Raw genomic sequence first — 20,128 nt, forward strand, 5'->3', positions numbered from 1 at the left:
CTTTTTTTATTTGCTCAAAACAGCCCTGCAGGCTCCTCACTTCTGGCCCAGCTGTAAATCACCAGCTCGCCCCGCTCTACTCGATTGGCTCCACCGCCGACCGTGTAGTCAAGTTTCAAAGCTTCCATCTCGAAGTCTTTAAAGCATTCCCGGATGGCTGGGTGGTCGTTGATGCTGATCACCGCCTTGAGTTTCTGGGCCATTAGCTCGTACTGGTCCCACTCAAAAGGCACGCTATAACCTTCTGTCTCCCAGTAAGGTGGGTCCAGGTAGAACAGCGTATGTTGCCGGTCATAGCGGTCAATGCATTTGGCCCAATCCAGTTGCTCGATATAGGTGCCACCCGCCATGCGCAGGTGTGCTGCCGAGAGGTTTTCTTCAATCCGAAGCAGGTTGATGGCAGGCGCGGTGGTGGCCGTACCAAAGGTCTGACTAGCCACCTTTCCACCAAAACTTTGCTGCTGCAGATAAAAGAAACGGGCTGCCCGCTGGATATCCGTCAGGGTCTCAGGCCGGGTCTCTTGCAACCATTTAAAGACCTGCCTGCTGGTCAAGGCCCATTTAAATTGGCGCACAAACTCTTCCAGATGGTGAGTGACCACCCGGTAGAGGTTGACCAGGTCACCGTTGACGTCGTTTAAAACCTCAACGTCTGTGGCCCGCTCTGCGGATCTGGATGCTGCTGGCCGTGCCCAGGTACTGGCTCACATGGCCAAGCTGGGTTTTAAACCTAAGTCCGCGAGCTTTAAACCGTTTGGTCAGCCCGAGAAGATCAAGTGGCTCTGGAAAAAATTGGACGAAGCGGGCGGCCTGCGCGACGACAGCCCTGCTCGCCTTCGTGGCCTGAACCCTAGGCACTGGGGTGTCGGACGTTAAGTTCCGGCCAACCGCCCAGGCCAGCACTGTCATTGAAGCACTGATGTCCATGTTGGATCGGGCCAAACGCCAGGCACAGGCCAAATGACCCAGTCCTTCGACGTTTCCATCGACCTGCTGCTACCGCTGCTACAGGAGTTTGAGCGCCTGGTTGGTCTGCAAGCAACCATGGCATTGCTTCAGAAATGGGGTGGTCCGCGGGTGTACTTTCTGACGCCAGAGCGCGCCACTGAAGAGCATCCCTACGCGGTGGTCATTGGTATAGATGCGCTTTTAAAGCTGGCTAAAGAATATTAAGGGTTACCTCATTTCCAACTACTGAAAGCGAAAAGAGCGCTCCAGGCTGTATGCAATGCACGGATTGCGGCGGAGTATTCAACGAACAAGACAGTTCAGGAGATCGCAGCCGAATATGGTCTCACTGAGGGACAGGTGGCTCGCATCGTGGCTAGTATGGGATTGACAGCTCCGCTTGATCGGAGGCAGCGGCCACTCTTTTAAACCCGTCCTTTGCCACAAAAAACGCCCGACCATCTCTGGTTGGGCGTTTTTCATTCACTCAGATCAAAATCTGCGTTTATGCCCAACAAACCGCTTGAGTCGCCTGTATCCCAGCACGATACCGCTCAGTGCCAGAGCCAACGTTCCAATGCTTATCAAAACAAGGGTGACATCACGCGGCCAAGCGTGGCGCAGCATCCATGGAAGGTCCCAGCTGTGTAGGAAATTAAACAACCACCGGCCTGTCCGCTGTGTTCTGTCCAAGCTCAGTACAACATCACCTGAGTTCGGACTTATGTACACGACCGTTTTTCCTGGATCTTCAAATTGCATCCGAAGCACAGGCAGATCACGTGCCACTGCTGAGTACATTGAAGCCTCACCCCGACGGTAATAGTAGGCGTCGTACTCGGTCAGTAAAGTGGTCGAGCGGATGGCAAAAGGAAGCAGTTTCTTCGCTGCCTGCTCTAGTCTCGAGCGGTCAAGTTCCTTCTCTACCTGCGGTGCAGCAAGGTTTACGGATAGGACTCGAGTCTGCCCCACTCCATTGAAAGCCAGCAGGTAGGGCTGCCCATCCAACACTTTCCATTCGACCTCGCGCGTGTCAAACCCCTCGGCACCGAGCCGTGTCAGCGCTTCGAGCGTGGTGAGCCTGAAGGGATTGCTTCCTGCACTTGTATGCTGGTAGGCACGCAGATCGGGACGAGGTCCTTGCGGACTGAAGATCCCCAGCGGATTCATGGACATCAGGCCGCTGAAGATCCAGCAAATCATCATCACTCCAAATACGAGGCCGGAGATGTGATGCCAGCGCATCTGGAACTCCCGATACGGGGTCTTGGCTCCAGATTTGTAGCGTCCGCTGAAGCGCCATCGCCAGATGCCCACCAAGGCACCGGCAATAGCGGAGACGGTTCCCAATGCCGAGAGTGCGATGACCAGCCAGCTCCACACAGGGTCCTTGGAGCCTTCACGCAGCATATACACCCAGTGAAGCCAGGCACCCACGTAGTTCCAGTAGCGTTGATGGCGCGTTACCTCCATGACCACCTCGGCGGTGGTCGACGAGATGTACAACAGGCTTGATGCGGAATCATCCATCAGGACCTTGATGAGAGGCCGATGGGGATCGAGCGAGGCGGAATGCGTCCATCGATCGTCTTGCGTGCGACCTTGCAGCACTCCATTGGCTCCGGACAGGAACACCTGGGCGCTGCGCAAGCCCGCTGCGTCGTCGGGCGGCGTCACAACAGCGCCCGTGCTGGCATCCACCACTCGCAGCGTGCCGTCTGCTTCCCTGAGCCGGTAGCTGGGGCGGCCCGCAATAGTGGTGAGCATGACCTGCTGCACCTTGTCAGCAGACTGGCTTTGCTTCAGGGCTGCCTCAACAGGCAGGTAGGTCTGGCCTGGACTCAGGGAAGGCAATGCCTGCAAACGCTCAATCGGCTGCAGTTTGGGGTAGCCGACAAATAGCATCACAACTCCACTGAAGAGCCAGAGCGCCATCAGCACACAGGCTCCCACTCCGGTCCATCGATGCACCAGAAACACAAGCCGTTTGGCATGGGCAGAAGTCCACATCGGCGGCCCGTTCAGAAACGATGATTCAGTGTCAGCTCAACACGCCGCCCTTCCCCGACGAACCACTGCGTGCTGGTGTAGTAGGAGGTCGTGAAGTAGTGCTTGTCGAAGATGTTGAAGCCGCGCAGCGTGAACGTGGTGGCCTTGGTTGCCTTCCATTGCAGCGCCAGGTCTGCCGTGGTGTAGGCAGGCAGTTTCAAGGTATTCGCATTGTCTGCATAGCGCTTGCCCACATGACGAAGGCCGCCGGACAGCGTCCAGTCAGGCACAACTTTCCAGCTCACCCAGACATTGGCAACACGCTCCGGCACGTCGGTGGGAATATTGCCATTGCGTGAAACAGCGATGCCGCCCACGGACTCGCTGAAATCGTCATAGCGAGCCTTGAGCAGCGCAAAGTTGGCATCAATCTGCACGGCCTTGCTGACTTGCATCGACAGGGTCCCCTCAATGCCCTTGGAGGAGCGTTCGCCAACCTGTATGCGCAAAGCGGGGTTTGCAGGGTCTCGCGTCAATAAGTTGTTTTTGGTGATGGAATACGCTGCAAGCGTCCAGTCACCCTTGCCGCCCCAGAAGGATTGCTTGATACCGACCTCAAACTGTTTGCCGCTCGATACGTCGAAGACGGAATTAGCCGCCGACAACATCAGCAGGCCGCTCACTGGATCTGCGGCCTTGGATGCCTGCGCATACAGGGATAGCTGAGGACTTAGCTTGTAGACCGAGCCAAGTCGCCAACCGGTGTTGGAGTAGCTGCGTTTGAAAGCCTGATTGCCCGCCACCAGATCCTGACGCGATAGGTCCGCATGGTCGAAGCGAGTGCCCGCCACGACAGACCAGCGATCTGTCAGTTCAAACCGGTCTTCCGCAAACAGCGCATATTGCTCAGCCTTGTTTTGATAGCGCGGAATGAAAGGTACGGAGCTGCTGTAATAGCCCGGGACTGGGTTAAAGGGATCGACCGGACCGGAGCTGCCGGTGTAAGTGTTATTGGTGTGCTGAAACGATGCGCGGTTCACGTCGAAGCCCAGGGAGAGCTGGTTTGGACGTCCGAGCAAGCTGCCGTGGAAGGTCACATCCGTGGTGTTGCCTGTCTGCGTCTGGTCGTGACCGATCTCGGTGTTGTCCGAGCGGTCAATCAATCCCGTAGTGGCGTTGTACCGGTACGCTTCAGCATTGCGCCAATAGCGGTCGCTGCCAATGTGATAAAGCTTGCTGCGTACAACGATATTGCTGCTAGGAGCCCATTGAGCAGCCAGTTCGGTCCAGCGATCCTTGAACTGGATGCGGCTGTCGGCAACGTTGTAGTTGCGCTCTCGGATGGCCGGGTCTTGTACCCCATTGATCAGCGGTGTACCGAAGTAGCGCATGGGATTTTGCCGGCCTTGTGCGTGCGACAGCTGCAGGTTGAAATCAGGTGTCACATCCCAGCGCAGAGCGCCGGATATCGTCCGATTGCTGGAGTCACCACGATCCACCCACCCATCCGATTGGTCACCACTGACATCAAAGCGGTAAGACCATTGGTCATTGATCGTGCCCCCGCTGCCAAAGGCCAATGCACGTTTGCCTTTTGTTCCTACCGTTGCTTGGACTTCATTTTGAACAGGCCCGCGTGTGGGTTTCTTGGGAATCACGTTGACTACGCCACCAATCGCACCATCACCGTAGATCACAGATGCGGGTCCACGCAGCACTTCGATACGGTCGATCGACCATGTGTCGAAGGGAAAGCTCACGCCGACTCCCCCATATTGGCGCGTACCGTCGTACAGACGCATGACCGAGGTATTGTCCGTAAACCCTCGTACAGATAGTGAGCTACCACTGTTGCCCGGATGCCCCAGACTGGTGATGCCGGTAGATCGCGTGATTGCGTCAACAAGAGAGGTGTCGCCGCGAGCTTCCAACTGCTCGCGCGTAGTCACCTCGACACTCGCCGGAGTGTCGCGTGCACTGAGATCGAGACGACTACCGGTGCCCACTGAGCGATCAAGGGGAGTGTCTCCCGATGAACGTACGGTAACGGTGTCCAAGGTAACGTCGGCTTGCGCCCAACTAGCAGAGCTAGATACGGCAAGAGGGGCAGCTAACAACAGATGGGCCACAGCGAGGGCCACGCGGTTGCGTTGAAAGGAAACGAGCGAAAAGGAGCCCGCGTTGCCATTGGGCATCGCGCCATAAAAAGGATGGGTCATGAACTATCTGCGTGCAAGTGAAATCGGCCGGGCAGGACTAGCCCGACGGCGATAGGCTGCATCCGTTATCAACTAGCGGACACAGTGGACTTACACGAGTGTTGGCGGCCCTCGCGGGGGTAAGGGTGCCCCCACTAGCGCAGCAATGCGCGCTGAAACGACAGGATGTAGCGCCAAGCCTAGCGGCTGTGGCTGTTCGAGATGCTGTGAAGAATAGGTGGGAGGTGTCGTGATGGTCAGACACAAGGGGCAGTCCAACGAGTGATGAATCCCTGGCGCTGGCTGACCGTCGTCATCAAGCATGATCACCTGCATGCTGCCACTTGAGGTACAGACCACCTCGATGGCTTTTGGATGCACTATGGGCGAAGCCATTGCCATACTCAAAGTCAGCAAGAACCACGCCAGAACTAGGCGGGTCAGCGACAGGGAGTTACGCAGTGCTTGCATGGCTGCGCATTATGAGGCCTCTTACGAAAGCGTAGAGTTGTCGAATTCTCGTTACCTCCCACTATCCAAAAAATATAGCTTTGCGTGGCCACGTTTCCGTGTGTGCTTGGACGCAGAAAAATCGTAATTCTGAGCAATGGTGACTGAAACGTCCAAACTCCTTCAGGTTGGACATTTTTTGAGCTGGGCCTATAAAACCCAAATCTGACGCTTCCGGCTTACCGCGAGCTTGGAAGTATCGAAGATCGTGGGAGATCCAACTATCTATTTGATTTTTATAGATATTCTTAGGTGGAAAGCAAAACACGTTCCGACCTCAAGACTTCCGAGCTTGGAACAGAGGCAAATTCCTGGCAGCGCGACCAAACGTCCCCCTCAGCGCCCGACAGATAAGGGATACCGGCGATCCCATCCACTGCCGTCTTCTGCTCGCTACCAGCCCATTCTGGCTGCTTTATGCACTTGGTCGGCCCATTCGGAGCCAAAGTTGGCAACATGCCCCACGTGACTCAAATCGCCCGCAAACCCGCGCCAAAATTAGCATTCTCAAAATATACCCTGCCCCACCTCTGTGCCAAAGCGGTCACTCCCCCACACTCAACCACGGCAGTTGGGATCTCGAAATCCGGCACCACATCGCCCCAGTGCCAGGGTGCAGTGGGGTACTTAGGCAAGATGCACAGCACCTGGTCAGTGTTGTGAGGCTGCACATAGCCGCCTGCCGCTGCGGCTATATCGTTGATGTAGCAGCCCTGCCGCCGCCCAGGTACCGGCAGGCACTTACCAATCTTCCAAATGCCAGCTTCAGCGTTTTTTGCAGGTTAGCACTAACTCCATTGACGATGACAGGCTGGAGTTTTTGGCTAGCCCGCTCGATGAGCAAGAAGAAGCTCTGGTTCAGCGCTCTGACTCCGGCTGCAGGCAATAGCTGGACACCGTGGCCGAGTCCATGAAGGCTTCTTCAAAATAAACACGCCGCGCCATCTCTTGCTCAGCGGCGCCCACTACCACCATCAGCGGCAGCAGGTGCTCCTCGCGCGGATGGGCCATGCGGGCACCGGGCGCAGCGTGCCAGTCAGCCAGCCGCTGACTGCGCTCTACAGGTGTGACCTGCATCAGTGTCTCGGCCAGCCAGTCATCAAACAGCTTGGATGGCGCGCGCCCTATGGGGCCGAAGGTGCGCATATTGTGATAACTGCTGCCGCTGCCAATGATGAGCACGCCCTCATCGCGCAGCGGTGCCAAGGCACGGCCCAGCGCCAGATGCTCTGCCGCATTCAGATCACTGCGCAGACTGAGTTGCAGCACGGGCACATCGGCCAGTGGGTAGATGACGGCCATGGGCGAAAACATGCCGTGGTCGTAGCCACGCTGCGCATCAGCACGGGCCTGAATGCCGCTGTGCGCCAGCAGTTGCAGCACGCGGCCGGCCAGTTCTGGCGCGCCGGGCGAGGGGTAATGCAGGCTGTAGGTATGCGGGGGAAAGCCGCCGTAGTCGTACAGCATGTCGGGCTGAGCCGCGCTTTGCACGGTGAAAACAGGCTCTTCCCAATGGGCCGAAATCAGCAGCACGGCACGCGGTGTGCGCCGCAACTGGCGCGGAATGTCGCGCAGGCCTGCCGCCATCTGGGCATGCCAGTCGCGCATCTCGGGCACCCAGGGCCAGGGGCCTGCGCCGTGGCAGAGAAAGTACGCCGGCATACGGCCATCGCTGTTCATGGGCACTGAAACGCTTGCACCTTCACTCATCGCCACACCTCTGCACTGTTGATTCAAGTATCAAAAAGATAGCTGTCTGCGCTTGATGTAAATGGGCTAGAGCCTTAAGTCATCATAAAAACCAGACAGCAGGCACAAAAAAACCTCCTTGCGGAGGTTCTGGCTTGGCCTGCAATCAGGTCTTGAGCTTTGCAGCACCAGACCTGATACCCTGCATTAAGCAGCGAAGTTGGCTTCAGCAAACTTCCAGTTCACCAGCTTTTCGAGGAAGGTCTCGACAAACTTGGGACGGGCGTTGCGGTAGTCGATGTAGTAAGCGTGTTCCCACACGTCCACAGTCAGCAGAGCCTTGTCGGCAGTGGTCAGGGGGGTGCCAGCAGCACCCATGTTGACGATGTCCACGGAGCCGTCAGCCTTCTTGACCAACCATGTCCAGCCGGAACCGAAGTTGCCAACAGCCGAAGCCACGAAGGCCTTCTTGAACTCGGCGTAGGAGCCCCACTTCTTGTTGATAGCGTCAGCCAGAGCGCCTGTAGGCTCTGCACCGCCGGCAGGAGCCATGCAGCTCCAGAAGAAGGTGTGGTTCCAGATCTGGGCAGCGTTGTTGTAGATGCCACCGGAAGACTTCTTGACCACTTCTTCCAGGTCCATGTTCTCGAACTCGGTGCCCTTTTGCAGGTTGTTCAGGTTCACCACGTAAGCGTTGTGGTGCTTACCGTGGTGGAACTCCAGCGTTTCCTGGCTGTAGTGGGGAGCCAGGGCGTCGATTGCATAAGGCAGAGAAGGCAGAGTGCGTTCCATGATGGTTTTCCTCGTGGTTGAAATTTTTTAGGACCGCCCGGCATCTGGATGCTGGCGTGGTGGCCGTTGTGCGGACCAGAACAGCTGCACATTGCTGTACTACAGCCGTCAAGTATTGCACTAACCGGGCCATTGTAGAAAGAACTGAACCACACGACGCCATTCATCAGGACTATTACGGCAGCAACAAAAGGCATGCACTCACAGTCTACCGCGCGCCAATCCTTGCTTTGCCGCGATTGCCTGCGCTTACAGCAAAAGAGTTCTGATGAAGAGCCCAGTGGCCACGCAGGTATTTAAAGTCGCTAACACCGCCCTTGATAGCTCGTTGTTTCGCCTTGCCGTACGCTTGTACCACTTAGCGCTTCAAGCCTCACCAACCGCAAATCTGAGATTTGCTGGGTGGTGTGAGCACCTCTTAGGTGCGATCTCAGAGCAGGCGCGGCTGGGTGACGACCAGATCCACAGCCCCATCCGACAGCTGCGCCTTGAGCGCCGCCCCCGGCTCAGCCTGTCTGACCTGGGTCACAGGCTTGCCCTTCTCATCCGTCAGCAAGGCATAGCCGCGCTGCAGCACCAGACGCGGATCCAGCAGTTGCAGGCGCAGGTCCATGCGCTCGAGCTGAGTTTTTTTCTGCTCCAGACTGCGCTGCAAAATATGAGGCAAATTGGCTTGTAGCGATTGCTGGTTCTGCGCAAGGCGCTGCAACTTCAAGAGCATGGCATGGCGTAGGCGCTGAGCCTGCCTTGCCAGCTGCAAGTGGTTGCGCCCAAGCTGCTCGCGGGGCCGGCCCAGCCGACCGGCGGCGAGATCAAGCCGCTGGGCCTGCCTGTCCAGCAAGCGCTGCATGGCGTTGTTCAGCCGGTCTAGCATCAAATCCAGCGTGCCCAGCCAGACCTCGCGCGGCTGGGCCACCAGCTCTGCCGCCGCCGTGGGCGTGGGCGCGCGCAGGTCGGCGCAGAAGTCGGCAATGGTGAAATCTGTTTCGTGCCCCACCCCGCTGATCAGCGGCACCGGGCTTTGCACGATGGTGCGCGCCACCTGCTCGTCGTTAAAGGCCCAAAGGTCTTCCAGCGAGCCCCCGCCGCGCACTAGCAAGATGGTGTCGATGACGGGTTGCTGCGCTTTATTAAGAGCCAAATCACCCTCTAGCGCTTGTCCTGCATGCGCTAGCTGATACATTTTTGATAGCGCCTGCACAATGGATTGCGGCGCCTGCACACCCTGGACCAGCGCTGGCGCAATCACCACAGGAATATGCGGCACACGGCGGCGCAGCGCAGTCACCACATCGTGCAAGGCCGCTGCGCCTAGCGAGGTCACAACGCCAATGCCGCGCGGTAACGGTGCCAGCGGGCGCTTGCGGGCTTGTTCAAACAGGCCTTCACTCTCCAGCAGGGCTTTGAGGCGCAAAAACTGCTCAAACAAAGCGCCCTGCCCGGCGCGCTGCATGCCCTCCACCACCAGTTGCAGGTCACCGCGCTGTTCATACACGCCCAGACGTCCACGCACCTCCACCAGTTCACCATCGCGCGGTGAAAAGCCCACCTGCTCGGCGGCGCGACGAAACATAGCGCATCGAATCTGCCCACTGGCGTCTTTGAGATTGAAGTAGCAATGCCCGCTGGCCGCACGCGAAAAGCCACTCAGCTCGCCGCGCACCGTGACCGGATTGAAGCGGGCCTGCAGGGCATCACCAATGGCGTGGCATAGCGCCCCAACATCCCATACACGCGGCGTGGCTGCTGGGCTTTGACTATCAAACATTGAATTCATGCGGTGTTAAAGAGCTTTTCTTGCCGAAATTTTCCACAGATAGAGGCACCAGGTCTTGAAGTAGCTCGCTGCCTAGCATCCTGAATAAATCGTAGAAAATAGAAAGTAAGTCTTTGATTTTTAAAGATTATTTAGATTCATCCAAGCGTCAAAGTCGTAACAAATATCCAATACACCCTTGAAAGCTTTTGTGCGCCATTAATAGATCACAAAGTTATCCACAGTTTTTTGTGATAGTTGCAATGCGTAAGAGCAAGTGCCACTCTGCTGAGCTGGCGCAAACCACGTCATCAACGCCCTCATAAATACGGGTCAGACCCGCACAGCTGTAGGTCATAATCGTCGAGTGCAATTTCCGAATAAGACGAGGGAGAGAACGTTGCTGTCGATCATACAAGCCGCAGGATGGCCAATCTGGCCTTTGATTGCCTGCTCGATTCTGGCTCTGGCCCTGATTTTTGAGCGTTTCACCTCACTGAAGACCAGCAAGGTCGCACCAGCGAACCTGCTCAATGAAGCTATTACCGTATCTGCCAAGAGCCTGCCCAGTGCAGAGACTACAAAACAGCTGGCCCAGAGCTCGGTTCTGGGTGAAGTGCTGGCCACCGGCCTGAACACGCTGCAAACCCACCCCGACAGCAGCGAAGAAGAGCTGCGCTCCGCCATGGAAGGCGCTGGTCGCGCCGCTGCCCACAAGCTGGAAAAGTATCTGAGCGCCCTGGCTACCATCGCCTCGGCCGCGCCGCTGCTGGGCCTGCTGGGCACGGTGATCGGCATGATTGAGATTTTTGGTTCCCAGCCCGGCGCAAGCTCTGGCGCAGGCAACCCGGCCCAGCTGGCGCATGGCATCTCGATTGCGCTGTACAACACCGCATTCGGCCTGATGGTGGCAATTCCCGCCCTCATCTTCTGGCGTTACTTCCGCGGCCGTGTGGATGGCTACCTGCTGGGTATGGAGCTGGCCTCTGAGCAGTTTGTGCGCCATCTGGCCCGCGTGGGTTCGGCCAAGTAAAACGGACGCCCCCATGAACTTTCGTCCCCGCCACCGTGATGAGCCCGAGATCAATCTGATCCCCTTCATCGATGTGCTGCTGGTGGTGCTGATCTTTTTGATGCTCTCCACCACCTATAGCAAGTTCACCGAGCTGCAGCTGACCCTGCCCGTGGCCGACGCCGAGCAGCAGCGCGATAGGCCCAAGGAAATCATCGTGTCCGTGGCCAGCGATGGCCGCTACGCTGTCAACAAACAGGCCGTGAACGATCGCAGCGTCAACACCGTCGCAGCCGCCCTCTCTGGCGCGGCTTCTGCCGGCAAAGACAGCGTGGTCATCATCAGTGCCGACGCAAATGCGCCCCACCAGTCCGTGGTGACAGTCATGGAAGCAGCTCGCCACGCCGGCCTGTCTCAGATCACGTTTGCCACCCAGCCTTCAGGCGGATCAGGTGGTTCTCGCAGTACACACTGAGCAGGGCTTAATGCCTGCATCAAAGAAAACGGGCCATCTGGCCCGTTTTTTATTGCACTTGCACTGCTCAGCTACTCATCACATACCAAGCGCGGACAAATCCAGCTTGCCATGCGCCACAGGCGGGCACCAAAAATAACTACCAGTCAAAGGGCTGGAGAAGCGAAACAGCGCATCACTGATGCCGTCATCCATGCCCAGCATGCGTCGCATCTGGGCTTCAAAGGCATCAAAGCTGCAGCCGAAGGCCGAGAACATCAGACCGCTGCGATCCGCGCCTTGCGGGCTGACGCTCCACCAGGGCATAGAGCGGCGCACCAGAAAAGCCTCAGGCTCAAAGCTCTCCTGCGCTGTGCGTTTGACATGGGCAGACTCCGGCGCATCGTCCAGCTCTTCGTTATCACTGCGACGGCGGCCCACTGCGTGGTCTTGCTCATGTGCTGGCATACGATCAAACACGGCGTAGTCATGCTGCCACTGCTGCAGCACCCAGAAGCTGCCACCATCCAGCCCTGCGCCCTGCTCTGAGGCAATGGCTGTGGCCACGGCGTCATCGCCCTCGGGGTTTTCTGTACCGTCTTCATAACCTGTCAGATCGCGGCCATGCCCGCCCGAGCGCTGGTGCACAAACGCATCCACCACATGACGGAGCATAAAGGCCGGTGCCAGCATCGACGCCAGCCTGGCCGTCAGAGCAATCAAATCCCCACGCTGATCGCCGCGCAGCCACAGGCAAAGCGCCTGCGGCGTGCTGGGCACTTCAAACTCAGGCCCCTTAAACTGCGGAAACTCATGCATCTGCGCAATGCGCTTATCCAGCGCCTGCAGCACTTGCTGGCCCAGCCCTACCACCACCTGCGTGCTATCTATAGAGGCCTGCAATGTCTTGAGCGCACTCGACACCTGAGCACCAGCCCCAGACAAGGTGAAAAAAACATAGCGCCCCTGTTCAGGAAGAGACGCCAGAATGCCCGCTTGTGCTTTGGTCATGAAATTGCCGATTCGATAGAGAGAAGACACATCAAAGTTTAGTGGCGAATGAAGAGCACCCCGCCAAGCATTGGCCAGAGCCTCAAAAATTGAAAAAATTACTCCGCAAACGCAAAAAAGTCGAATCTTTCAAAAAACCGGTTTTTTAGGCTGCTACAATTGCTTCATCAACGAAACAGGCGCGTAGCTCAGCTGGTTAGAGCACCACCTTGACATGGTGGGGGTCGTTGGTTCGAGTCCAATCGCGCCTACCAAATATCGCAAGCAAAACCAGTGCTTGCAGCAAAAATGCCCGCTAACAAGCGGGCATTTTTGTTTGTGCAGTATGAAAACCGTTCGCGGAAAACGGCGCACAAACAAAGCCGTTTAAGCCGATATTTGTACTTTTCGCATCACGTTTTCCTCACCATATACCGCCTAACATCGCTCTCTTCTCAGACTCAGGAAGCTGATCGATCAGCCTTGGACGATCTGGAAGGCACTTTGCAAGCGCAGACTGGTGTCACTTCTGAGCAAAAAGCTTACGCAATGGCGCGTCTCCTCCCCAGCTTTCACCTCTGTAACGATCAACACCCACAAGGGTCTTCATCGACTACCGCCGTATTGAGTGGACACGATTGGCTGAAAGCCCGGCCAGAGCAGAGTTTGACTTGGGGCCCCCTTTGGCTCAGCTTTAGGTTCGCTGCTGTAGAAATACCAATGATTGCTTTGGGTAGTACCGATGCCCAGCCAGCTGCGATGTATTCCTAGTGACGATAAATAAGGTCGAGCCCTAGCAAGAGCTTTTCGTGATGATAGATCCCTAACACCCAAAGCGAGGTAACGGTCCTCGACCTCAACTGACTATGGGAATTGGCCGTATCCATTCAGTTTTGTTGGTTTTTGTATGGCAAAACTCTGCCGCTCAGACCTCAGGCACGATGCCGTCGGCATAGTCGTACAGCTCACCCAGAACCTCCTCAGCGCGCTCGTCGGCGGTTTCGGACAGGGCGTCGATCATGGCAAACATTTGCTCAGCCGTGCGCGCCCCGCCCTGGCCTTCAATCAGGCAGGCCACGCGGTGCTGCTCCCAGCGCTGCTGCTCGCCGTCGTTCAGCGTCATGGGGAAGTTGCGCGCGCGGTAGCGCCAGACCAGCTCCGTCAGGCGGGCGTCGTCAAAGCCGGTCTTGTCCAGGGCCAGCTCTTGCGGCGAGAGGCGCTTGATGCGCTCCAGACGACGACGGTCTTCGTTACCGACAAAACCGCCGTACAGATCTTGATCGGCATCCAGCGGCTCGCCTGACTCGCGGGTGAAGACGGCCTTCCACTGGGCGCTCATGTCGGGCAGGTCACGGGCAATGGCTGCGTATTGCAGGGCTTGCTCCATGCTCACACCCCATTTTTCGGCCATGGCGGAGCTGAGCGTCTTCAAGCTGCCCACCACCATGGGCGATTTGTTGATATGAATGCTCTTGATGGGCAAGCGTGTCACGCCCTCGGGTAGATCCGCCTGACGGGTAAACATGCGCAGGCGCAGGTCCTCGATGCTGATACCGCCAAGTTCTGTCGGATCAGCAGATAGATCCCAGCAGATGACCTCATTCTTGTTAGTCGGGTGCGTGGCCAGCGGCCACATCACGCCAATGCAGCCACGGGCGGGGCTGATCATGCCGGTCACATGCAAGAAGGGGCGGGCATGCTCTTGCGTGGCGGGCAGGCCCATCTCGCGCAGCGCGCCTTCCTTTTTATGCAGGCCAAAGGCAAAGTCAAACAGTCGTGGCTGCCTGTCGCGGATGAGCTTTGCCAGCGCAATCGTGGCGCGAACATCGCTTAAAGCATCGTGGGCCTGCTCATGCAGCAGACCATTGGCACGGGCCAGATCTTCGAGCTTGAAGCTGGGTGTGCCGTCTTCTTTGCTGGGCCATTGAATCCCATCGGGGCGCAGCGCATAAACCATGCGCACCACATCCAGCAAATCCCAGCGGCCGCAGCCGTTCTGCCACTCACGCGCATAAGGATCGGTGAGGTTGCGCCAGAACATGAAGCGCGTGATCTCGTCATCAAAGCGAATGGTGTTGTAACCCACGCCCACGGTGCCGGGCTGGGCCAGCTCGCCCTCGATCAGTGCAGAAAATTCGTGCTCAGGAATGCCCTCTTCCAGCGCGCGCTGGGGCGTGATGCCCGTAATCAGACAGGCCTGCGGGTCGGGCAGATAGTCGTTGGCGGGCTGGCAGTACCACATGACGGGCTCTCCGATTTCGTTGAGCTGATCGTCTGTGCGTATGCCCGCAAACTGCGCCGGGCGGTCATAGCGCGGCTGGGCGCCAAAGGTTTCGTAGTCGTGCCAGAAAAAGGTATGAGCCATGGGGCGAAAGTATGCCTGCGAAGCCATGGCTGGCAAGAAAATGCATCAAATAGGCCTCAAGCTATTGGTAGCAATGCGCTGGCAGCTATCAAAACAGGAATTCATCGGTAAGAGCCCGCATTCAGAGCCGCAAACACGCCGTGGGTTTACGGTTGAGACGAGGCGCGAAGCCGCAGGCAGTACGCCAGTGCGACCATGCTTCGCAACGACGTATCAAGGGTGATGTTGGCAGGTGTTCACGAGTCTTAGTAAGCCGCCAGCGCCATCAAGGTCTGCCCCACATCAGCCTCAACCTTGAAGTCCAGCAGCGCATCCGCTCGCGTCACGCCCCGGTTGATGGCGACGATGCTTTTGCCCTGCTCGTGCGCAGCCAGCACAAAGCGGTAGCCCGAATACACCATGAGCGAGGAGCCGGCGATCAGCACCGCATCGGCGCTGGCCACGGCATCCATACAGGTCCGCACGCGGTCACGCGGCACGGTTTCGCCAAAAAACACCACATCGGGCTTGATGAGGCCCGTGCCGCAATGCGGGCAGCTAGGCACCACAAACTGGCTGAAGTCCTGTCCCTCAAGATCAGCATCCCCATCCGGCGCAGGGGCTGCATACAACTGGGCCCATGCAGGGTTCAAGGCCAGCAATTGCTGCTGCAGATAAGCCCGCGCAAAGCGGTGGCCGCAGTCGGTGCAAAGCACGGTGCTGATGCGGCCATGCAGATCTACGGTGTGCTGGCTGCCTGCCGCTTCGTGCAGGCCATCCACATTCTGGGTAATCAACAGCTCAAGCCGGCCTTGTTGCTCCATCAGCGCCAGCGCTTTGTGGGCGGCTCCGGGCTGCGCCTGTCCCATGACGCGCCAGCCCAGCATGGAGCGTGCCCAGTAGCGCTGGCGAACCAGCACATCGCCCATAAAGTCCTGATAGGTGACGGGTTGCGGGCGCTTCCACTGCCCGCTCTGGTCGCGGTAGTCGGGAATGCCGACTTCAGTGCTGCAGCCTGCGCCGCCAATGACCAGCAGGCGCGGGTGCGCGTGCAGCCAGTCTTTCAGGCGCCATAGCGCCAGAGGTTCTACAAAATTAGTCACGATGTCTCATTACAAAAGCGGTGAAGTCAGTCGCGCGATAGAGCCAAACAGGCGGCGGAGCAGGCCTTTTTCGCTGCGGTATTGAACGGCGCTGGCCTGCCCCAGGTCCGCCAAAAACTGCTTGTCCAGCGCCTGATTGAGCTCAGTGCCATAGCCAATCACACAAACCTCGTAGTTCAGAAAGAAGCTGCGGTAGTCAAAATTGGCCGTACCGATCATGGCCATGTTGTCATCGACCACCAGTGTTTTGGAGTGCAGCATGCTGGCGTCATATTCATAAATATGCACTCCGCAGCGAATCAGTTCATCAAAATAGGAGCGTGCAGCGGCCGTCACAAAGAGGGAATCGGACTTTTTGGGCACCAGAATCCGTACATCCACCCCGCGCAGCGCAGCGTTGGTCAGCGCGGTCAGCGCTCCTTCAGTCGGCACAAAGTAAGGCGTGGTCAGCCAGATGCGCTGCTGGGCTGCATTGATGGCCGCCAGGTAGGCGCGGTAAATCGCATCGAGCTGATCGTCGGGGCCTGAGGTGACGACCTGCATGGGGATGGAGCCATCCTCGCAATCGGGCAGCAAGTCATCCAAGGTTTCGGGCAGCTTGTACGGGTCTTTGCCCAGCGTGTATGCCCAGTCCTCCAGAAACACGGTCTGCAGCCAGTTGACGACAGAGCCCTCCACCCGGATGTGCACGTCGTGATAAGCGTCGGCACGGATACGTTCGTTCTCCTCGTCGGTCACGTTCACGCCGCCGGTAAAGCCCACCTTGCCATCGCAGATCAGAATCTTGCGGTGGGTGCGAAAGTTGACCACAGGTCGCAGCCGCCGCCCTATCTTGGAGTCGTGAAAGCGCAGCACCTCAGCCCCAGCCTGCTGCAGTGGTTTCAGAAATGTTCGCCCCAGTTTTTTGGAGCCCAGCGCATCGACCAGCAGCCGAACCTGCACGCCAGCCTTGGCCTTTTCGATCAGCAGATCGCGCAGCGCCGTGCCAGTCTGGTCGGGCTCATAGATGTAGTACTCCAGATGAACATGGTGGCGCGCGGCACGCACGGCCTCGCTAATCGCATCGAAGGTCGCTGCTCCGCCCACCAGCACTCGCATCGAGGTCGCCGTGCTCACCGGAAAGTCGCTGGTCATGCCCACCAGCCGGGCGACCTGGCGCAAGCGCTCCTGCTGGGCCGGAATGCGCTCCCTGAGTTTTTGCATGCTGCTGCGCACACGCGAGCGTTTTCGGGAGCGCAATCGCTTGATGCGCTGGCGCTTGATGCGCTGAGGCCCGAAGTAGTAATAGACCACCAGGCCGACAACCGGCAAGGCTGCCATGGACAGCAGCCAGCTCAGCGTGGCAATCGGCTGGCTGCGCTGCAGCAAGATCCAGACGCCGACCACGACGACATAGAACGTCCAGCCTGCTGAGAGCCAGAGCTTGACGTTTTCATGACCGAGCTGGGCAGCGATCCAGTCCAATTGGCACTCCTATTGTTGTATTGGGCATGATCATGCTCGCACACTCTGGCGACGGAATGCCGACAAACGCCAACTTCCGGGCTCTGTAGGCGATTCACACCCCACAAAAAGCGTACATTCATACGCATGACTTCTGAACTCATTACCACCCTGGCACAGACCCGCAAAGCGGCCCGCATCACCCAGGCCGACTTGGCCGAGCGCGCTGGCTTGTCGCGCATGGCGGTGCAGCGCACAGAAACCGGCGATGTGGATCCGCGCTTTTCCACCCTGCAGGAAATGGCCCGTGTGCTGGGCATGGAGTTGATTGCCGTGCCCGCTGCTTTGCACGGGCAAGTGCAGGCCTTGATTCAGTCGGCCAGCAACCCACAAATACCCGCCGAATCGCCTGTCGATTCACCTGCCAGCCCAACTAACTAAAGCGCTGAAGCCTATGCTGCGCCTGACCTGCTTTTAGCCAAAATTCTTACGTCCTGTTAATGCGCTGGCAGAAAGTGTTCCTCCACAATGGTCTGGTTTTTGTAACGCAGTTCGAGGTTTGAGAGATGGCTATTCACAATTGGGATTACGCACCAGAGGCATTGGAGGTTCAGGTCAGCGAGTTGCTGCTGGCCACTGCCGACCAGAGTGATGAACTGATTGATGAAAATGTGCGCCAGGTCTTGCACGACCTGCGCCAGCACCTGTCCATGGAGGTGATTTTTGTCTCCGAAATTCGCGACGGTCAGCGCATGTTCAAGCATGTAGATGCTGCGGTGGGCAAGGAGTTGATTGCCACCGGCGGCGGTGGCCCGCTGGAAGAATCATTTTGCCAGTGCGTTCTGGATGGCCGCCTGCCCAGCCTTGTCAACGATGCCGCCACACACCCGGCCTTCCCTTTGCTGCCCGTCACGCCTTTTCGCGTTGGTGCGCACATCAGCACGCCCATCGTGCTGGCCAGTGGCCAGATCTATGGCACGCTGTGCTGCTTCAGTCAGGCCGCCGATGAAAGCCTGACGGCCCAAGACCTGAACAAGCTCGAATGCGTAGCCAAGATTGCCGCCAAGCGAATCGACATCAAGCAGGCTCGCCACTCGCAGGAACAGCTCTCAAAGTAGGTGCTGCAAGCACTTGAACAGAAAATCTCATCGCCAAATTTCATGAAAAAGACCGATGACGTCTCGTAAGTTCTGACTCGCTCGTCTGTTAATAACCGTAGGATGCAGCTCTGACAATCAGGGAGGCTTCATGGATTTTTTAGGAAATCAGAGCAACGAGATCAGAAAAATGAAGGCGCAACTTCTGGCTCTCGAAGCGCTCAATTTGGCCTTGATTGAAGCGCTTCGCCCAGAGCTGCGAGAGCAATTGGAAAAGCGCTTTGAGTGCTATTCCGAAAAGATGAAAACCCAGATGCTCAACTCCATGGCCACAGATGAGCTGTATGGGCGCTTGCTCGAATCCCTGGACTGTTACCAGCAAAGCCTCAAACAGACCTCCGACTAGCAAGCTCAAGTCTGCCTGCAAGCAAACCTTCATCATTACCACCGCACTGACTGCACTGCCATCTCACTTGTGCAAGGCGGTATGAGTGCAACTGATAGCTGATATGGCCGCCCAGGCATGTTCAGAATCCATCAAGCAATTCATAATTGATAGCAATATGTGCTGATTGCATGCGCATATATCAATAGTTGCACGCATGAGCCCTGGCCCTACACCTCCTTCCGCCTCACTGAACGAGCGCCCTCGACCTCGTCACCTGCGCGAGCTGTTCTGGTCGCTGACCTTTTTGGCCCTACAAGGCTTTGGCGGCGTACTGGCCGTGGTGCAACGCGAGCTGGTCGAAAAGCGTCAGTGGTTGAGCAACGAGGAATTCATGGAGGACTGGGCCGTGGCCCAGATCATGCCCGGCCCCAATGTGGTCAACCTCTCCATCATGCTGGGCGAGCGCTACTTTGGCTGGCGCGGCGCGCTGGTGGGGCTGTGCGGCATGCTGGCCTTTCCCATGCTGGTGGTCATCAGCCTCACCCTGGTCTATGCGCAGTTTGCAGGCAACCCGGCCGTTGCCGGGGCGCTGCGCGGCATGGGCGCCGTGGCCGCCGGACTGGTGGCGGGCATGGGCCTCAAGCTGGCAGGCACGCTGCGCAAGCATCCGCTGGGCAAATGGTATTGCACAGGCTTGGCCATAGCCGCCTTTGGGCTGGTAGCCGTGCTGCGCCTGCCGCTGTTCTGGGCTCTGGTTTTTGTCGGCGGCACGGGCTGCGTGCTGACATACCGGAGGCTGACATGAACACCTTGCTCATTCACCTGACGGCCATGGACTGGTTGCATCTCCTGGTCTATTTTCTAACGCTGTCGCTGATGGCCGTAGGCGGCGCGATTACGGCAGCACCCGATATGCACCGCTATCTGGTCGATGGCAATCACTGGCTGACCGAAACACAGTTCACCAGCTCCATCGCCATTGCACAGGCAGCCCCCGGCCCGAATGTGCTGTTCATTGCCCTTCTGGGCTGGAATGTGGGGCTGAACGCTGGCGGCGGTAGCGGGCCTGAAGCATGGGCCCTGGGCGCACTGGGCGTGGCGATCAGCATGGTGGGTATCTTGTTGCCCAGCTCGCTACTGACCTGGCAAGCGTCGCGCTGGGGTCAGCGCAACCGCGACAAGCGCGGCGTGCGCGCCTTCAAACAAGGCATGGCACCGTTGGTAATTGGCCTGCTGCTGGCCACAGGCTGGCTGCTGGGCAGCGCCAGCGGTCAGTGGCAAAAGGACTGGAAGCTGTGGCTGCTGAGCCTGGTGTGCACGCTGATGGTCTGGCGCACGCGCATTCATCTGCTGTGGCTTCTGGGCGGCGGCGCCCTGCTGGGTGCGCTGCACTGGGTGTAAAAATCTAAGCCAAA

The 20,128-nt window shown here is 57.9% G+C and carries 19 protein-coding genes, 1 tRNA gene and 1 pseudogene; 10 read left to right on the forward strand and 11 right to left on the reverse strand.

Annotated elements, in window-relative coordinates:
- Positions 1–14: 14 nt before the first annotated feature.
- Positions 15–653, reverse strand: a pseudogene (locus CLU84_RS11335) (DNA adenine methylase); the annotation flags it as partial.
- 1 nt (position 654) lies between these two features.
- On the opposite strand from CLU84_RS11335, the gene CLU84_RS11340 reads away from it, so the two are divergent.
- Together CLU84_RS11340 and CLU84_RS22405 are read left to right on the forward strand one after the other, a co-directional pair.
- Positions 655–876: a phage protein GemA/Gp16 family protein gene (locus CLU84_RS11340; RefSeq protein ID WP_233210010.1), complete on the forward strand. Its 222-nt coding sequence runs from the start codon at positions 655–657 to the stop codon at positions 874–876.
- A gap of 84 nt (positions 877–960) precedes the next feature.
- Positions 961–1,173 (forward strand): hypothetical protein, encoded by a 213-nt coding sequence (locus CLU84_RS22405; RefSeq protein ID WP_233210011.1) that lies wholly within the window; start codon positions 961–963, stop codon positions 1,171–1,173.
- A gap of 267 nt (positions 1,174–1,440) precedes the next feature.
- Here CLU84_RS22405 and CLU84_RS11350 read toward each other — a convergent pair whose 3' ends face one another.
- From CLU84_RS11350 to xseA, 6 genes are all read right to left on the reverse strand, one after another.
- Positions 1,441–2,958: a PepSY domain-containing protein gene (locus tag CLU84_RS11350; protein ID WP_099737258.1), complete on the reverse strand. Its 1,518-nt coding sequence runs from the start codon at positions 2,956–2,958 to the stop codon at positions 1,441–1,443.
- A gap of 11 nt (positions 2,959–2,969) precedes the next feature.
- Complete coding sequence (locus CLU84_RS11355; protein ID WP_233210012.1) at positions 2,970–5,156, reverse strand: TonB-dependent siderophore receptor; 2,187 nt, start codon at positions 5,154–5,156, stop codon at positions 2,970–2,972.
- 90 nt (positions 5,157–5,246) lie between these two features.
- The gene (locus CLU84_RS22410; protein ID WP_099737260.1) at positions 5,247–5,606 is read right to left on the reverse strand and encodes a DUF2946 family protein; all 360 of its coding nucleotides are present in this window, start codon (positions 5,604–5,606) and stop codon (positions 5,247–5,249) included.
- 897 nt (positions 5,607–6,503) lie between these two features.
- Positions 6,504–7,355 (reverse strand): class III extradiol ring-cleavage dioxygenase, encoded by an 852-nt coding sequence (locus tag CLU84_RS11370; RefSeq protein WP_233210013.1) that lies wholly within the window; start codon positions 7,353–7,355, stop codon positions 6,504–6,506.
- Positions 7,356–7,541: 186 nt separating this feature from the next.
- Complete coding sequence (locus tag CLU84_RS11375; RefSeq protein ID WP_099737261.1) at positions 7,542–8,126, reverse strand: Fe-Mn family superoxide dismutase; 585 nt, start codon at positions 8,124–8,126, stop codon at positions 7,542–7,544.
- A gap of 430 nt (positions 8,127–8,556) precedes the next feature.
- On the reverse strand, positions 8,557–9,894 hold the full coding sequence (gene xseA, locus CLU84_RS11380) for an exodeoxyribonuclease VII large subunit (protein WP_369826837.1): 1,338 nt from the start codon (positions 9,892–9,894) through the stop codon (positions 8,557–8,559).
- A gap of 388 nt (positions 9,895–10,282) precedes the next feature.
- Here xseA and CLU84_RS11385 point away from each other — a divergent pair, with 388 nt between their 5' ends.
- Both CLU84_RS11385 and CLU84_RS11390 read left to right on the forward strand, forming a co-directional pair.
- Entirely contained in the window at positions 10,283–10,915 is a 633-nt protein-coding gene (locus CLU84_RS11385; protein ID WP_099737263.1) for a MotA/TolQ/ExbB proton channel family protein, read from the forward strand.
- Positions 10,916–10,928: 13 nt separating this feature from the next.
- Positions 10,929–11,369 (forward strand): biopolymer transporter ExbD, encoded by a 441-nt coding sequence (locus tag CLU84_RS11390; protein WP_099737264.1) that lies wholly within the window; start codon positions 10,929–10,931, stop codon positions 11,367–11,369.
- A gap of 78 nt (positions 11,370–11,447) precedes the next feature.
- Here CLU84_RS11390 and CLU84_RS11395 read toward each other — a convergent pair whose 3' ends face one another.
- A complete protein-coding gene (locus CLU84_RS11395) occupies positions 11,448–12,359 on the reverse strand; it encodes a Dyp-type peroxidase (RefSeq protein WP_099737265.1) in 912 nt (303 codons plus the stop codon).
- 177 nt (positions 12,360–12,536) lie between these two features.
- Here CLU84_RS11395 and CLU84_RS11400 point away from each other — a divergent pair.
- Positions 12,537–12,613 (forward strand) — tRNA-Val (locus tag CLU84_RS11400).
- Between the two features lie 650 nt (positions 12,614–13,263).
- Here the strand turns inward: CLU84_RS11400 and sbcB are convergent.
- The 3 genes from sbcB to cls form a co-directional block, all read right to left on the reverse strand.
- Positions 13,264–14,703 carry an exodeoxyribonuclease I gene (sbcB, locus tag CLU84_RS11405; protein WP_099737994.1) on the reverse strand — a complete coding sequence of 480 codons (1,440 nt, stop codon included), beginning with the start codon at positions 14,701–14,703 and terminating at the stop codon, positions 13,264–13,266.
- A gap of 245 nt (positions 14,704–14,948) precedes the next feature.
- Positions 14,949–15,785: an NAD-dependent protein deacetylase gene (locus CLU84_RS11410; RefSeq protein ID WP_233210014.1), complete on the reverse strand. Its 837-nt coding sequence runs from the start codon at positions 15,783–15,785 to the stop codon at positions 14,949–14,951.
- 9 nt (positions 15,786–15,794) lie between these two features.
- On the reverse strand, positions 15,795–17,249 hold the full coding sequence (gene cls / locus CLU84_RS11415; RefSeq protein ID WP_099737267.1) for a cardiolipin synthase: 1,455 nt from the start codon (positions 17,247–17,249) through the stop codon (positions 15,795–15,797).
- A 126-nt stretch (positions 17,250–17,375) separates the two neighbouring features.
- Here cls and CLU84_RS11420 point away from each other — a divergent pair, with 126 nt between their 5' ends.
- The 5 genes from CLU84_RS11420 (at position 17,376) to CLU84_RS11440 (ending at position 20,114) form a co-directional block, all read left to right on the forward strand.
- Positions 17,376–17,669 carry a helix-turn-helix transcriptional regulator gene (locus tag CLU84_RS11420; RefSeq protein WP_233210015.1) on the forward strand — a complete coding sequence of 98 codons (294 nt, stop codon included), beginning with the start codon at positions 17,376–17,378 and terminating at the stop codon, positions 17,667–17,669.
- A 125-nt stretch (positions 17,670–17,794) separates the two neighbouring features.
- Complete coding sequence (locus tag CLU84_RS11425; RefSeq protein ID WP_099737268.1) at positions 17,795–18,346, forward strand: GAF domain-containing protein; 552 nt, start codon at positions 17,795–17,797, stop codon at positions 18,344–18,346.
- Between the two features lie 169 nt (positions 18,347–18,515).
- Positions 18,516–18,731, forward strand: coding sequence for a hypothetical protein (locus CLU84_RS11430; protein ID WP_233210016.1), 216 nt, complete (start codon positions 18,516–18,518; stop codon positions 18,729–18,731).
- 196 nt (positions 18,732–18,927) lie between these two features.
- Entirely contained in the window at positions 18,928–19,518 is a 591-nt protein-coding gene (locus CLU84_RS11435; RefSeq protein ID WP_099737270.1) for a chromate transporter, read from the forward strand.
- Complete coding sequence (locus CLU84_RS11440) at positions 19,515–20,114, forward strand: chromate transporter (RefSeq protein WP_099737271.1); 600 nt, start codon at positions 19,515–19,517, stop codon at positions 20,112–20,114. The genes CLU84_RS11435 and CLU84_RS11440 overlap by 4 nt, the downstream gene beginning before the upstream one ends.
- The last annotated feature ends 14 nt before the right edge of the window (positions 20,115–20,128 follow it).

The organism is Comamonas sp. 26 (genome assembly GCF_002754475.1).
Lineage (GTDB): Bacteria > Pseudomonadota > Gammaproteobacteria > Burkholderiales > Burkholderiaceae_C > Comamonas.